The organism is Algoriphagus aquimarinus (assembly GCF_007997215.1).
GTDB classification, from domain to species: Bacteria; Bacteroidota; Bacteroidia; order Cytophagales; family Cyclobacteriaceae; genus Algoriphagus; species Algoriphagus aquimarinus_A.
The window spans coordinates 48,124-61,832 of record NZ_VORW01000020.1 but is presented as its reverse complement, the minus strand read 5'-3'; the positions used below and the strand labels follow the sequence as shown (position 1 = coordinate 61,832).

General features: G+C 38.9%; 15 protein-coding genes and 1 tRNA gene. 6 read left to right on the top strand and 10 right to left on the bottom strand.

What is annotated here, in order from left to right; all coding sequences use genetic code 11:
• Positions 1 to 2 precede the first annotated feature (2 nt).
• Positions 3 to 1,556, bottom strand: coding sequence for a Gfo/Idh/MocA family protein (locus tag ESV85_RS18810; RefSeq protein WP_223276044.1), 1,554 nt, complete (start codon positions 1,554 to 1,556; stop codon positions 3 to 5).
• A gap of 422 nt (positions 1,557 to 1,978) precedes the next feature.
• On the opposite strand from ESV85_RS18810, the gene ESV85_RS18805 reads away from it, so the two are divergent.
• From ESV85_RS18805 to ESV85_RS18780, 6 genes are all read left to right on the top strand, one after another.
• Positions 1,979 to 2,785 (top strand): helix-turn-helix domain-containing protein, encoded by an 807-nt coding sequence (locus ESV85_RS18805; protein WP_146920351.1) that lies wholly within the window; start codon positions 1,979 to 1,981, stop codon positions 2,783 to 2,785.
• 78 nt (positions 2,786 to 2,863) lie between these two features.
• A complete protein-coding gene (locus ESV85_RS18800; protein WP_146920349.1) occupies positions 2,864 to 5,326 on the top strand; it encodes a TonB-dependent receptor domain-containing protein in 2,463 nt (820 codons plus the stop codon).
• 249 nt (positions 5,327 to 5,575) lie between these two features.
• Positions 5,576 to 5,649 (top strand) — tRNA-Pro (locus ESV85_RS18795).
• A gap of 291 nt (positions 5,650 to 5,940) precedes the next feature.
• Positions 5,941 to 7,170, top strand: coding sequence for a site-specific integrase (locus tag ESV85_RS18790; RefSeq protein ID WP_146920347.1), 1,230 nt, complete (start codon positions 5,941 to 5,943; stop codon positions 7,168 to 7,170).
• 85 nt (positions 7,171 to 7,255) lie between these two features.
• Positions 7,256 to 7,549, top strand: coding sequence for a helix-turn-helix domain-containing protein (locus ESV85_RS18785; protein WP_146920345.1), 294 nt, complete (start codon positions 7,256 to 7,258; stop codon positions 7,547 to 7,549).
• A complete protein-coding gene (locus ESV85_RS18780) occupies positions 7,539 to 7,796 on the top strand; it encodes a hypothetical protein (RefSeq protein WP_146920343.1) in 258 nt (85 codons plus the stop codon). The genes ESV85_RS18785 and ESV85_RS18780 overlap by 11 nt, the downstream gene beginning before the upstream one ends.
• Positions 7,797 to 8,186: 390 nt before the next feature.
• Here ESV85_RS18780 and ESV85_RS22365 read toward each other — a convergent pair whose 3' ends face one another.
• The 9 genes from ESV85_RS22365 to ESV85_RS18740 form a co-directional block, all read right to left on the bottom strand.
• A complete protein-coding gene (locus tag ESV85_RS22365; protein ID WP_191322058.1) occupies positions 8,187 to 8,351 on the bottom strand; it encodes a hypothetical protein in 165 nt (54 codons plus the stop codon).
• A gap of 23 nt (positions 8,352 to 8,374) precedes the next feature.
• Positions 8,375 to 8,821: a hypothetical protein gene (locus ESV85_RS18775; RefSeq protein WP_146920341.1), complete on the bottom strand. Its 447-nt coding sequence runs from the start codon at positions 8,819 to 8,821 to the stop codon at positions 8,375 to 8,377.
• A gap of 131 nt (positions 8,822 to 8,952) precedes the next feature.
• Positions 8,953 to 9,576: a hypothetical protein gene (locus ESV85_RS18770; RefSeq protein WP_146920339.1), complete on the bottom strand. Its 624-nt coding sequence runs from the start codon at positions 9,574 to 9,576 to the stop codon at positions 8,953 to 8,955.
• Positions 9,512 to 10,474, bottom strand: coding sequence for an RHS repeat domain-containing protein (locus ESV85_RS18765; protein WP_223276043.1), 963 nt, complete (start codon positions 10,472 to 10,474; stop codon positions 9,512 to 9,514). Before ESV85_RS18765 ends, ESV85_RS18770 begins: the two co-directional genes overlap by 65 nt.
• A 165-nt stretch (positions 10,475 to 10,639) precedes the next feature.
• Complete coding sequence (locus tag ESV85_RS18760; protein WP_146920336.1) at positions 10,640 to 10,909, bottom strand: hypothetical protein; 270 nt, start codon at positions 10,907 to 10,909, stop codon at positions 10,640 to 10,642.
• A gap of 282 nt (positions 10,910 to 11,191) precedes the next feature.
• Positions 11,192 to 11,437, bottom strand: a complete 246-nt coding sequence (locus ESV85_RS18755) for a hypothetical protein (RefSeq protein ID WP_146920334.1) — start codon at positions 11,435 to 11,437, stop codon at positions 11,192 to 11,194.
• A gap of 54 nt (positions 11,438 to 11,491) precedes the next feature.
• Positions 11,492 to 11,899 (bottom strand): hypothetical protein, encoded by a 408-nt coding sequence (locus tag ESV85_RS18750; protein ID WP_146920327.1) that lies wholly within the window; start codon positions 11,897 to 11,899, stop codon positions 11,492 to 11,494.
• Positions 11,896 to 13,212, bottom strand: a complete 1,317-nt coding sequence (locus ESV85_RS18745) for an RHS repeat domain-containing protein (protein WP_146920332.1) — start codon at positions 13,210 to 13,212, stop codon at positions 11,896 to 11,898. The genes ESV85_RS18750 and ESV85_RS18745 overlap by 4 nt, the downstream gene beginning before the upstream one ends.
• A 60-nt stretch (positions 13,213 to 13,272) precedes the next feature.
• Entirely contained in the window at positions 13,273 to 13,695 is a 423-nt protein-coding gene (locus ESV85_RS18740; protein WP_146920330.1) for a hypothetical protein, read from the bottom strand.
• Positions 13,696 to 13,709 lie beyond the last annotated feature (14 nt).

Sequence of the window (13,709 nt, the reverse complement as noted above, 5' to 3'; positions counted from 1 at the left end):
CCTTAAACTTCCCATTCTTTTCTGTATTTGCGGCTCAAGTATTTCTCTGCTTCTGGGTGATTCGAAATTTTCATCTTTTTTGCGTCCCAGTTAAGGACTTTTTGAGGCTCTCTGATGGCAACAGTACCCAGAATAATAGCCTCCGTCATGGGTCCAGATTGTGCAAAGTGACTTTCGGTTTTTGTTTTGCCTAGACATGCATCCACAAAGTGATGGTAATGATCTCGTTCCTCCAATTCCGGATATTGCACTTGCTGGAATTTACTTTCTGGCAAGAGGACAGGCAATTTTGTATGTGGAATCAATAAAGCTCCTTCGGTCCCGACCAGCATAGCCGATTCAGCAGGGTAATTTTCCACTGAAAATAAAGCCCTGACTTCCTCAGGAGGGTAGAATTCTCCATCAAACCATTCAACAGTTAGTTGTTCCGACTCGGTCATTTCATTTCCAGGAAATACCCAGGTCAAATGATTACTCTGTGGCCAGGTATCGGCTCTTCTTTCGGGAGAATTTTCCCAAGATTCTTGAACTCTGGCTTGAACAGAAATCGGTGATTGGAGCCCTAACCCTTTCCAGACTGCATCAAAAATATGGCACCCGATATCTCCAGACCATCCTGTACCAAAGTCTTGCCAAGCTCTCCATTTCGTAGGATGATAAATAGCCGGATTATAAGGCCGAAGTGGTGCTGTGCCTGTCCAAAGATCCCAATTTAATTCTGAAGGCGGATCTTGCCCGTCTACTGGACGAGGTCCTGGAAACCTATAGGCTTCCGTTGCACCAGGTCTGTTTGAACAGAGGTAAACTCTTTTAATTTTTCCGATATGACCTTCTTTTATCCATTGGACAGCTGTACGATCACCTTTTCCAGAAGCATGTTGAGTTCCCAATTGGCTTACGATTCCAGCTTTTATTGCTGCATTGGTCAATTTCCTAATTTCGGACACGTCATGGCACATGGGCTTTTGGCAATAGACATGCTTTCCCATTTTGATTGCACTGATAGACACAGCGAAATGGTTGTGATCAGGAATACTGACATTTATCGAGTCAAAATTATCGGATTCTTCTTTTAGCAAAATCCTCCAATCACTGTATTTGCGGGCATTAGGAACCAATTCGGCTGCTTTTTGCAACCTTTCTTCATCCACATCGCAAATAGCAATAATTTCGACATCTGGATGAGCAATAAAACGCTGCAGATCATGTCCGCCCATTCCTCCCACGCCGACACAAACATGTCTGAGCTTTTTATCTGAATTACCTGCGAAGGCAGGAATATTCAACAATAAGGGAGAAGCAATTAATGCTGCAGTAGTCGCTAGAAACTTTCTTCTTGAAAAGAACCAATCGAACTCTGTATCCTTCTTTCGGGTATAAGGTTCACCATCAATATCCCCGCCTCCAATAGCCTTATCAACATCGTCTCCTGCTTCTAAAACAGCTACGGAAAGACCTGCCTCGGATAGAATTTTGGAGGCCATACCTCCCCCAGCCCCAGAACCAACAATTATACCATCGTAGGCTTCACCGGAATTTTTGATTTGAAAACTCATGAGATAGAATTTACTTTATTGATCTGATTCAATTTCAAAAAGAAAGATCGATTTGTAGTATTCACACAACTCAATCCCTCTACCCATAAAATAACAAAATTATTTCTTTCCAAACCTTCTAATTTCCCTATTCAGACTCAATCCAAAAAGAGATGAAAACTATTTTTAACCAAGCTTATTTCCTAATAAACGCCATTTTCAGCATAAATTGAGGCATATAACACCTTACAACTATCTAATAGCCATTTGAAAACACGAAGATCAGCTTCTTCTATTTTTTTATAAATGGACTTTAAACCTTATAAAAAATATTTATTTTCTTCCATACTCGCTTTTCCACTGCCTTTTAAATAAAAGGCAATCTATATCTATGGCTTTTTTACAATTTTTGCACACAAACAACCCCTGTTTACCAAATCGACATGTCAATTGGAGTAAAGTCAAAGCTTGAAAGTGAGATTCTTTTAAAAGTCTCTCGGATGAAACCAGTCATCAAACCAACCGTTCCTCATAGACACGCGGGCTATCATGAATTGATTTTTCTTTCAAAAGGAGCTGGATTTCATACAATAGGTGATGAAAAATTTGATGTGACCCCTAATACGGGCTATTACCTCGGACTTAGCGAGGTGCATTGCTGGGATTTCAGTAAGATCCCTGATGGATATGTTATTCTTTTCAAAGAAGAAGTCCTGGCCCAATACCCCAATGCTATCAATAGCCTCTTTCAATTGACTAAGACTTTTGAAATAGTCGACTCAGAAGAGCAGATATTTACACTTTTAGAGGCTTTTCAAAGAGAATATAAAAGAGGAAGTTCTCTAGATGTGCTTGCAGCTCATCTCAATCTACTTATCCTCAGCACTCTAAACCTCCCCTTTTCCGCCCCAAAATTAGATTCTACAGTCATTGACCAACTGGCACTTTTCAAACGACTAATAAACGAGCATTATGCGCATTTGAAGAATGTTCAAGAATATGCAGATAGGATGAAAATCTCAGTGAGAAAGCTCAACACCATTTGCAAAACTACCCTTCATACTAATGCACGGGAAGTCATCAAAGAACGAATTTTAATAGAGGCTAAAAACTCACTTACACACACCAGTAATCAGGTAACAGAAATTGCTTATTCGTTGAATTTTTCAGACTCATCAAATTTCGTCAAGTTCTTCAAGCAACAGACTAACCTGACTCCTCTAGAGTATAGATCCAAAATAAAAGTCTGATTATACCATTATCGGTATTTTTATACCGTAAAATAGTACAAAAGCACTAGTTCTTTGTGAGGAATTAACAAACCTCAAATGAATCGATTATTTTCTCTGCTTTTTCTTGCTTTTTTAGCTGGAACAGCTTTTTCTCAAACTGGTGTAAAGGGTAAATTAATTGACCAATCCGAAAACAATCCTTTGGAATATGCCAGTGTGGCCATTTACCAAGTCAAAGACAGTTCACTAGTAGCTGGGGTAGTGACCGATCAAGATGGTGCATTTGTTTTAGATGACTTAAAATCAGGAGAATATTATCTACTAGCACAATTTTTAGGATATGACAACAAAGTCATTTCAGACATCACGGTATCGAAGAATCAAGTACAGGATCTAGGTACTATTTTTCTAAGTCCAGATCAGCAATTACTAGCTGAGGTAGAAGTATCCGGAAGGAAATTTACCACCATGAATCAAGTAGATCGACAGGTTTACAATTCTGAGAATTTCCTGACAAGCCAAGGCGGTACAGCAACCGATGTGTTGAGAAACCTACCTTCTGTCAGCATCAATGCTCAAGGTGAAATATCAGTTAGGGGAACGACAGGTTTTGTGGTGATGGTAAATGGCAAACCAACCCAATCCAGCCCTGAGGCTTTGCTTTCACAACTTCCAGCAAATGCAGTAGAAAAAATAGAGTTGGTCACATCTCCATCTGCTAAATACGACCCAGAAGGAAAGGCTGGAATCATCAATATCATCATGAAGAAAGGGGTGACTGATGGCACATTTGTGCAAGTGAATACCAAGATCGGCATGCCGAGTATAGAGCCTTATGACAATAAGGACAACCCTCAGCGCTATGGAGCTGACTTCACTATAAATCACAAAAAGGATAAATGGGATCTTTCCCTAGGCGGAAGCTTCCAAAGAAGTGATATCAACGGTAGAAGAGAAGGAAATGTCTATATCACACGCGGAGATACCGCCACCTATTTCCCTTCAGACGGAGAAAGAAGTACAGATGCTAAAACCTACTCTGGTAGAGTTACGGTTGGTTTTGCGCCAAATGAGTCCAATGACTTCAGTTTGGGATTCTATGCTGGCAAAAAGACTGCCGACAGAACTGCTGACATCCTTTATAATGACAACCATGCAGAGGTCAATGGAGAGCGTCTTTATACCATGCAGTATTACAACGAGAACCTTAGAATTAGACGTGGTGACTTCGTGTTGGGAAGCTTGGATTACAAGCATATTTTCCAAAATAAATCCCAACTCTCAGGCTCGTTTCTTTATGAATACACCATGCTTGGAGGGCCTACAACCAACCGGAACTTGGGCTACCCAAACACAAGTCTCATCTACCAGGACGAGTATAACACCAACGACAATCCGCTTCATGGCACTAGAGCACAAGTGGACTACAAGGCTGCTCCAAAACCATTTGGCATCTTGGAATTTGGCTATCAGTACAGGTATCTCAACCATACCGGAGATTTTGTCTATGAGCGAAAAAACAATGAAACAGGAGAATTTGAGCTGATTCCAGAGTTTTCAAGTGCCGTGGACTTAAGTAGATCACTGCACTCAGGATATGGACAATTAAGCGGTAAGAAGGGACAATGGAGCTATTCGGCTGGCGCAAGGGTGGAGATCATGGATAGAACGCTCTATCTTACCGACAAAGCCGGGACAGTTGATACTACTTACCTATATGATTTTGTGAAGTGGTACCCTTCGGCAAGTTTACACTATTCGGTAAACGATGACCTTCAAATCAAAACATCTTACTCCAAAAGAGTAGAAAGAACGACTACTTTTAAGATGAATCCCTTCCCAGAAAGAGAGCACTCCGAAACACTGGAACAAGGTGATCCTACCCTGCTACCAGAATTTGTAGACCTGGTGGAAGTAGGTTTGGTGAAAAATTTCAACAACAATTCGTTCACCGCCACTACCTACTTTAGAAATGTACAGAACTTAGTCAATCGTGTGAACACAGTCTTTAACGACACCATTTTAAACCGAATTTATTCCAATGTAGGCACAGGAAAGTCTATAGGTTTGGAAACAGGATTGGAGCTAAACCCAACCGATTGGTGGCAAGTTTTCGCTGGCGCAAATGTGTATAATTATTCCATTGCAGGTGAGTTTGACAACAAACCTATCAATACCGAAAGCTGGATATACTCCATCAATGCAAACACCAGCTTTAGCTTTGGTAAAAACTGGGAAGCTCAGCTGGCAGTGAACTATATTTCTCCTACCAACACCGCACAGGGCGAAGATTCAAGCTTTCTTTCACCCAATCTCAACATCAAAAAGACCTTCCTTGAGGGAAGATTGAGCACCACACTTCAGTGGTTAAATATCGATATGGGACTACTTCCTACGAATGAGCAACGAATCACCACCTGGAGAGACGGAGTGTTCTATACTACCACAAACTATGTATATGAGGTAGATATAATCCAGTTCAATATCAGCTACACCTTCAATAAATTGAAAAACAACTCCAAGTTTATCAAGAGTGAATTCGGTGAGAAGGAGTTTTAAGGAAAGATTCTTTCAGGCAGGTAAAAAAGGATAAGCTGAAATTCCTGAAAGATTTTATTTACATCAAAAAAAATATATCCCTCTCATAATCAATACACTTTCACTTACACTTCAAATACCATCAATTTAATCCGATATTTTTTTCAATATCATTTCAAAAAAAGTGTTTGTCGGAAATAAATTTTGTTACATTTGCAACCGATTCATGAGCAAGTCAGGGATCAAAAATTGAAAAAACCAGTTACACCTCGGGGTGTAGCGTAGCCCGGTATCGCGCCTCGTTTGGGACGAGGAGGTCGTAGGTTCGAATCCTGCCACCCCGACAGAACCCTTTCCAAGGGAAACCAAAAGCCTGTAAATCTACTGATTTACAGGCTTTTCTGTTTTTTAGCCTTTAGTTCATATCAACAAATAGCAAAGAAAATGTGCGTTATTCGGTGACCTATTTTAATGCTTAAATTTCACGCACAGAAAGTGACTTATCTCTCTGTCAATCAAATTTTTGTATTAAAGTAATTAAACCTTATTTGATGCATTTTGACGCGATTTTGCTGTGTCTTATTCGGTGACCTTTTTTAAAGTGATGTAAAAACCTTTAAAACAGTTCATTTATCATGAAAACAACTAACACATTTGGAATCAGGTTTTTCCTCAAAAACAACTCCACAGACGATTTAGAAATCCCTCTTTACGTGAGGATCACTGTTGATGGAACCCGAGTAGACATCTCTTTAAAGAGAAAAATAAATGTCAACGATTGGAATCATGTGCTAGGATCGGCTAAAGGATCCAAAGAATCTTCCAAATCCTTAAATCACTATTTGAAAGAATTAGAAGCTAGGATTATCCAGATTTATCAGGAGTTTCAGCTTCAAAAAACCACTATTACTGCTGATTCAATCAAACACGAGCTTTTAGGCACCAATACAAAAGAACATACCGTTTCTATGCTCTTTGAATATCACAATGAGAAGTACAGAAATGTGCTGGCTTGGGGCACTCTCAAAAATTACTTCACTACCCAAAAATATGTAATGGCCTTTGCCAAGTCGCAGTATGGCATAGAAGATTATTTCCTACAGGACATCAATTACCGTTTTTTAAATGAGTTTGAATTATACCTTGTGAACTATGAGCCTCAGGATCATCACAAGCCCTTGGCAAATAATGGCATCATGAAGCATCTGGAAAGGTTTAGGAAAGTGATCAATTTAGCCCTAAGGATGGAATGGATGGTCAAGGATCCATTTGCCAAGTTCAGTTTTCGTTACCAAAAAGTTGAAAGAACCTGTCTGACTCCGGCTGAGTTGAAGAGAATAGAAGAAAAGCAAATCGATATCCAGCGATTACAGTACATCAGGGATCTATTTATTTTCAGCTGCTACACCGGTATTAGTTACATTGACACCATGAACCTAATGCTCCATGATATTGTAGTGGGGTTGGATGGAGAGTATTGGATCACGATAAGCAGACAAAAAACGCAACAAAAGTCAAAAGTTCCACTTTTGCCTGAGGCTCTGGATATCATCAGATTCTATCAGGACAAAGACAGGCCTTACTCCAAAGGGAAAATTTTTCCATTGATTTCCAATCAAAAGCTAAACGCCTATTTGAAGGAAATTGCAATCATTTGTAATGTTGACAAAAACCTGACTTTCCATTTGGCTAGGCACACCTTTGCCACCACCGTTACGCTTTTAAATGGTGTCCCAATTGAAACAGTGAGTAAAATGCTCGGACATGCAAGCATTAAAACCACGCAGATATATGCTAAGGTGGTAGAGAAAAAAGTAAGTGATGACATGAAAAAGCTTCGAAGGAAGCTTAGTAAAGCAAAATAACCTTAGTACCAACTTCTGATTGTGATGTGAATTTCTTTCTAACATTAGACTGACTTTTGGAAATGTAAACCAAAATCAAATTCAAATGCCAACAGAAATCATCACATTAAATGACTTGGAGAAATTTGGAACTGAACTGAAATCAGAGATAAAAAAGATGCTTTCTAGCCTCAATGGGCAGCCGGCCAAGAAATGGTTGAAATCCCATGAGGTTAGAAAGTTATTGGCCATTTCTCCCGGCACGCTGCAACACATGCGCGTCAGCGGAACCATACCATACACAAAGATCGGAGGAATCATCTACTACGATCATGCCGATATAACCAGAGTGTTTGAAGAGAATAAGAAGTCAAATAAGTTTCCTGAAAATGGAATATAAGAAATCAGAGTTAAATCATAAATCAAATTTGGGATTCAGTAATGAAGTTCCTCCACTATTAGCTCATGTAAAAATCATCTTTGATCAACAGGAGCTGGAGGAAAAAGAGGCATTCCTGTTTTTTACTCACTTCCAAAAAAATGGCTGGCAAACCAAAACCGGTGTTCCAATCAAAAACTGGAAGTATATCCTTGACCAATGGATATGGGATTTAAAGAAAGATCGTCGAAAATGGAAAAAGTTCTAGTAAAAAATACCCCATGAAAGACAAAGAGGTTTTATAATCATAACCTTACATAGTAATCAATTCGAAATATTTAAAGGCGATGATGGCTAAACTCAAATTGAAGTGATGTCTGATCAAGAAATAGTTTAGCTTTCCCAAGAACAAATTGCGGCACTTTTTTGAAAAGGAAGAAGTGCTATCTCCGAACATATCGGAAATGTTTTTAAGGAAGGGGAATTAGAAAACTAGTGGTGCAATTGTGGCTAACACTAAGGAAAAAGTAATAAAACATTAACCTTCTGATGTTTTTATTTCAGTTGTCCATAAGTACTGTTCTAAGGAAACTCACGTACCATCGGATCCAGCACAAACCATCTCCCGATAGCTGGATCGTACATTCTGGCTCCGAAGTCATACAGATTCACTCCAAGATGGCCGTTTGCCTCCCGCCCTGCAAGCTGGCTCCTCACTAAAAATGTCCACAGGACATTTTCTTAACGCTCCGCCCTCTCCATACTGGTAACCAAGCCCTGAAAGCTCCACTCCCCAAGGCTTCCCGATATCGCTTCGCTTCATTCATCGGGACAGGCTCCATGAGTTTACTGCACGATCAGTGGTCCAGTGCTGAGAATCCTAAATTGGTCAAACCACACATCATCAGAAGTCTCATTGACCAAATACGTTTCTATGTAACCATCCTTAGGTACAGCAATCTTTTTAATCAGCTCCTCGTGTTTGTTTCTTGCTTTTTTGGATAGGATGACTTTTCCTTGATCGTAAAGGTTTGAATCGGCATCGTAGAGTGCGTAGCCCATATAAGCCTCAGGCACCGGTTTCTGTTGTAGTTCGTTAATCACCAGCGCGATCACATTGGCAATGGCGATTTCATTCACTCCCCCTGCACTGAGATTCTGACCATATTCGGTGAGTTGCTGGATTAGCTTCTTATCCATACCTGTGCGTACAAAGCTGGCTGGAGAAAGTCTGATTTTCTTAGGATCTACGTATTTTCCTCCCGACTGATGTACGGGAATCGCCAGTTCCACATCGTCTCCATGCTGTATTTCCTTAGATCAGGTCATTTATAACATCATAGCATACCCCATCCCTTCAAGAGGAGCGCAAGTAGAGGGTCAGTACCTAGTCATGATATCCGCCATAGGAACATTTCACCTATTCACAATGAACTTTTCACTGCTTCGATGGAAGGTAAATCGGGTAAATCATCCCCTAAAACTCTCGTTAAAGAATCCTTATTTTGTTCATAATACCTCATTTGATCAGGAGTAAGTCTGTTGTATTCATACAAATAGGTATATTTCCCTTTAATAAAAAATGGATCACCCGTCCAACTATATCCAGTATTCCAATAAAAATGATATATAGTATCTAGCTTTGCGGTGTAATGAATATAAGTATCCTTTTCCTTATCCTCCCAAGAATAAGTAATATTACTAATATCATAACAATAAGAAAAACTAGATGAAGGGAAACCCCAATTTTCTTCTGGTATTTTTGTCAACTTAACATAGTTAAATTTCAAAGTACTGTCATTTTTCGATGCTTCAAACTGAACTAAATCTTCATCATTAAAAAGATAAACTATATCCCAAGTTGAATCAATTATACTTAAATAAGGGAAAATCACCTGAAACTCTTTTAAGACTTCCTGCCCTTCAAAAACTTCATCCTTAGGAGTAATGCATGAATTAATAATAAGAAACAGCAAAAACAAATTATTGAATAATCTTATTTCCTTTATATATTTTATTAAATCTTTCAACAAAGTTCTGTCTTCCATAAATTGATAATGTAAATAGTGTATTATTTCCGTTCATTAAAGAAATTTGACCTAAACTCCCATTACTATTAGATAATATTTTAGATATATATCCCATATTATAATATTGTCCGGGATTAGCAACTTGAGCAGGACTTATAGAATATCTGTATTTGATGCCTTGACTTGTAAATTTTGATTCGCTAGTGATCGTTTGCGTATAACTATCTCCTTTTTGATGAATTGGTATGTTTTTAATAAAATCTGTTATATGAAAATAAATATTTCGATCGTTTTTAATTCCCTTTGTTCTAGTTAATCCATTGTTTAACATTAAATAATCATAAATGGCTAAAAGATTTTCAAATAAATTATCAGAATTATCTTTCAGGTCAGCGCCAACAACATATTTCTGATAACTACCATTGAAAGAATCCCTACCTATTATTGAATTCCTAGCACTTTGATAACTATATCCATCTGACCAAAGAAAATCATTGTCCGGCGCTGTCTCCTCCTCATTCACCACGCTCTTCTCTGTCTCATCTTCCTGGCTCTCACTTTCTCCAGAAGTAGTGACGCTTCCCATCACCTCATAGGGCTCCATCCCATCTGGATCAATATATCTCAGTGGGTTATTAAACGCAAAATTGTAAGGTGAGTGCCTACGCATCTTCTCAGCCATCGGATCGGACACAAACCACCTTCCGATAGCAGGGTCATACAGTCGAGCTCCGAAGTCGTAGATGTTTACTCCCAAGTGGCCGTTTGCCTCCTTGCCGTTGTATAAATACGGATTTATTTTGATTCCTCCATATTGATACCCCAAACCAGAAAGCTCTACTCCCCAGGGATCATAGTGCGTCTCTTGGACGATGAGCGGCCCTGTACTCAGAATTCTAAACTGATCAAACCACACATCATCAGAAGTCTCATTGACCAAGTACGTTTCTATATACCCATCCTTAGGTACAGCAATCTTCTTGATCAGCTCCTCGTGTTTGTTTCTTGCTTTTTTGGAGAGGATTTCCTACCCACAGCCTGGCTCTTCGCTAAAACAGTCCACTGGACTGTTTCTTTACGCTCAGCCCTCTTGTTCATATAAGGTGGAATCTGAATCATACAATGCATAGCCCATGTAGGCTTCCGGTACAGGTTTCTGTTGTAGTTCAGTGATCACCAGCGCGATCACATTAGCAATAGCGATTTCATTCACTCCTCCCGCACTGAGGTTCTGACCATATTCGGTGAGTTGCTGGATTAGCTTCTTATCCATTCCTGATCGTACAAAGCTGGCTGGAGACAACCTGAATTTCTTTGGATCTACGTACTTACCAAATACCCCAAGCTCCACGCTGTCACCTTGCTGTACTTCCTGAGACCTGGAAGGACCAAAAATACGGTTTCTTCCAGCGTTCAGCCAAGCCGAGGCATAGCCGCCTGGTGTCTTCGTGCTTTAGTCTGATCCTTATAAAGGACTAGAATTACAAATTCTAAAGGATATGAAGGTGTAATTACAAATTACACCTAGGTACTACCACCGTTATACTTCACTCAGTGGGGATTTCCTACCCACAGCCTGGCTCTTAGCTAAAACAGTCCACTGGGCTGTTTCTTTACGCTCAGCCCTATTCCTCTATAAAGTAGAATCTTCATTCCCGATATCGCTGCGCTCATTGGGACAGGCTATAACAATGCGTAACCCATATAGTCCCGGTACTGGTTTCTGTTGTAGTTCGGTGATCACCAATGTGATCACATTGGCAATGGCGATTTCATTGACCCCAACTGTGCTTAGGTTCTGACCGTATTCAGTAAGTTGCTGGATTAGTTTTTTATCCGTGCCTGTCCTGAGAAAGTCGAAATTATGGGGGGTATCCAATAGGAGGCTAGTCCAACAGAAATTTAATGATTATAAATTACTAGTATAACTAATCTATTTTTCTATTTTTAGCTTACTCAAATACCTTTTCCTAAATTCTTCTTGAAAATTCTCATAGGCTAAACTATCCTTCCTTGATTCAAAAATTGATTCCTTAAGAGGTAATTTATATAAAATAAATTTTTCCTGATGGTCACTTAACACCAAACTAGTATCAGATACATTTAGAGCCCACTTTTTAACCCCAATGCAAATTGAATCTGAATAGAAAGTATATTTATATGAAAATGGCCCAAAATCCTCATGATTATACACCCATTCAACTTCATTAACATAAGTTTCAGAGTAGCTTGAATCAACCTTAATAGACCACCAATTTCCAATAACTTCATTTGAAGTTATTCTCTTTGAACAGCCTGATATAATTAGGATAATTAAAACTGAACATAATTTAATTTTCAAAACCCCTTTCCTTTTAATACTGTGTTATAAAAGTTTTCGAACACACTTGAATCACTAAACCGTAAGGTTCCAATGTTACTACTCCTTTTATCAAAAAAGCCTTTTAATCGCAAGCCATAGAGGCTAGACAACTTCTTATTGTTTAGTGGACTGTTATGTGGAAAATTAGATTCAATCAAATTATTTCTTGAAAACCCAAATTCAGAACCTCTACCTCTTCCCTCTGCATAGAAAACAAATCTATTAAAAATAATATTTGTGCCTGTAAAAATATTTATAGTTGTATTGTTTATTTTTCCCTCATTCCTGAATCCTCCACCTAGATCACTAACTTTTTTAAAATCATTGAAAAAATCAAAATCTAAGAAATCACTCAAATTATCTCCTGCTTTGGCATTTGCAAACATATTTGCTAAAGCTTGTAGTCCATCCTGATCATTTCTAGGTCCTCTTTTAGTCGTAACTGAAATATTGCTACCACCTTCAAAATCTACTGAAACTGTCTGTGATGGATTAATCGCTCTACCATCCTTATCATAAGTGCCTCCTGTGGTAATTACACTACCTCTCTCGATTAACTCTCCATATCCTCCTTTAACAAACTCAAACATGCCATTTGAAGCATCAGTTTGTATTTCGTCCTCCTGGCTCTCACTTTCTCCAGAAGTAGTGACGGTTCCCATCACCTCGTATGGTTCCATCCCATCTGGATCAATATACCTCAGCGGATTATTGAAAGCATAATTATAAGGTGAATGTCTCCGCATCTTCTCCGCCATAGGATCCGACACAAACCATCTACCGATAGCAGGGTCATATAGTCGGGCTCCGAAGTCATATAGATTCACACCCAAGTGGCCGTTTGCCTCCTTGCCGTAGTATAAATACGGATTTATTTTGATTCCACCATACTGATACCCTAAACCTGAAAGCTCCACACCCCACGGGTCATAATGGGTTTCTTGAACTATTAGTGGACCGGTGCTCAGTATACTAAACTGATCGAACCATACATCGTCAGAGGTCTCGTTGACAAGATAGGTTTCTATATAACCATCTTTTGGAACAGCGATCTTTTTGATCAGTTCCTCGTGCCTGTTTCTTGCCTTCTTGGAAAGGACAACTTTTCCCTGCTCATAAAGTGTGCTATCGCTGTCGTATAAAGCATAGCCCATATAGGCCTCAGGAACAGGTTTCTGTTGCAGTTCGGTGATCACCAGTACGATCACATTGGCAATGGCTATCTCGTTGATTCCTCCGGCACTGAGGTTCTGGCCATATTCGGTGAGTTGCTGGATCAGTTCCTTGTACATTCTTGTCCGAATGAAGCTGACAGGAGACAATCGATCCTAGGAAATTCAATATTGTCTTATTCAATTAACAACTACTTTCCAGTTTCTTTTGTCCAATTCTATTTCTGATAAAATGTATTTATCATAAAGACCCATAGTGAGTAAAGAATCTATTCCATAGATTCTCAAGGAATCTATTTTAAAAACAAATAGATTTAACTTATGATTATAACTTCTGTTAATTCGAGAAGACCAACCTCTTGTACTACCCAGTTCAATCAATCGTATCGATTCGTTTGGCAAAATTTGATTACTAATATAGTAAGGTTCTGGCTTTATTTCAGAGTGAATAGGAATACTATCCAAAAATGTTTCAACTGCTATAGTATAATTTCTATTATTTATTACCTCCAGCCTCCCATCATAATAGTCACAGGAAAGTAAAAAGAAAGCTAAAAAAAACATACAATGAAATTTTAAAGCGATTTTTAGTTGAATTGTCATTTGTTTTTTCGATT

Excerpts from the sequence above, each read along its gene's own strand:
- ESV85_RS18810 (WP_223276044.1), bottom strand. The coding sequence starts at position 1,556 with ATGAGTTTTCAAATCAAAAATTCCGGTGAAGCCTACGATGGTATAATT.
- ESV85_RS18805 (WP_146920351.1), top strand. The coding sequence starts at position 1,979 with ATGTCAATTGGAGTAAAGTCAAAGCTTGAAAGTGAGATTCTTTTAAAA.
- ESV85_RS18800 (WP_146920349.1), top strand. The coding sequence starts at position 2,864 with ATGAATCGATTATTTTCTCTGCTTTTTCTTGCTTTTTTAGCTGGAACA.
- ESV85_RS18790 (WP_146920347.1), top strand. The coding sequence starts at position 5,941 with ATGAAAACAACTAACACATTTGGAATCAGGTTTTTCCTCAAAAACAAC.
- ESV85_RS18785 (WP_146920345.1), top strand. The coding sequence starts at position 7,256 with ATGCCAACAGAAATCATCACATTAAATGACTTGGAGAAATTTGGAACT.
- ESV85_RS18780 (WP_146920343.1), top strand. The coding sequence starts at position 7,539 with ATGGAATATAAGAAATCAGAGTTAAATCATAAATCAAATTTGGGATTC.
- ESV85_RS22365 (WP_191322058.1), bottom strand. The coding sequence starts at position 8,351 with ATGAAGCGAAGCGATATCGGGAAGCCTTGGGGAGTGGAGCTTTCAGGG.
- ESV85_RS18770 (WP_146920339.1), bottom strand. The coding sequence starts at position 9,576 with ATGGAAGACAGAACTTTGTTGAAAGATTTAATAAAATATATAAAGGAA.
- ESV85_RS18745 (WP_146920332.1), bottom strand. The coding sequence starts at position 13,212 with ATGTACAAGGAACTGATCCAGCAACTCACCGAATATGGCCAGAACCTC.
- ESV85_RS18740 (WP_146920330.1), bottom strand. The coding sequence starts at position 13,695 with ATGACAATTCAACTAAAAATCGCTTTAAAATTTCATTGTATGTTTTTT.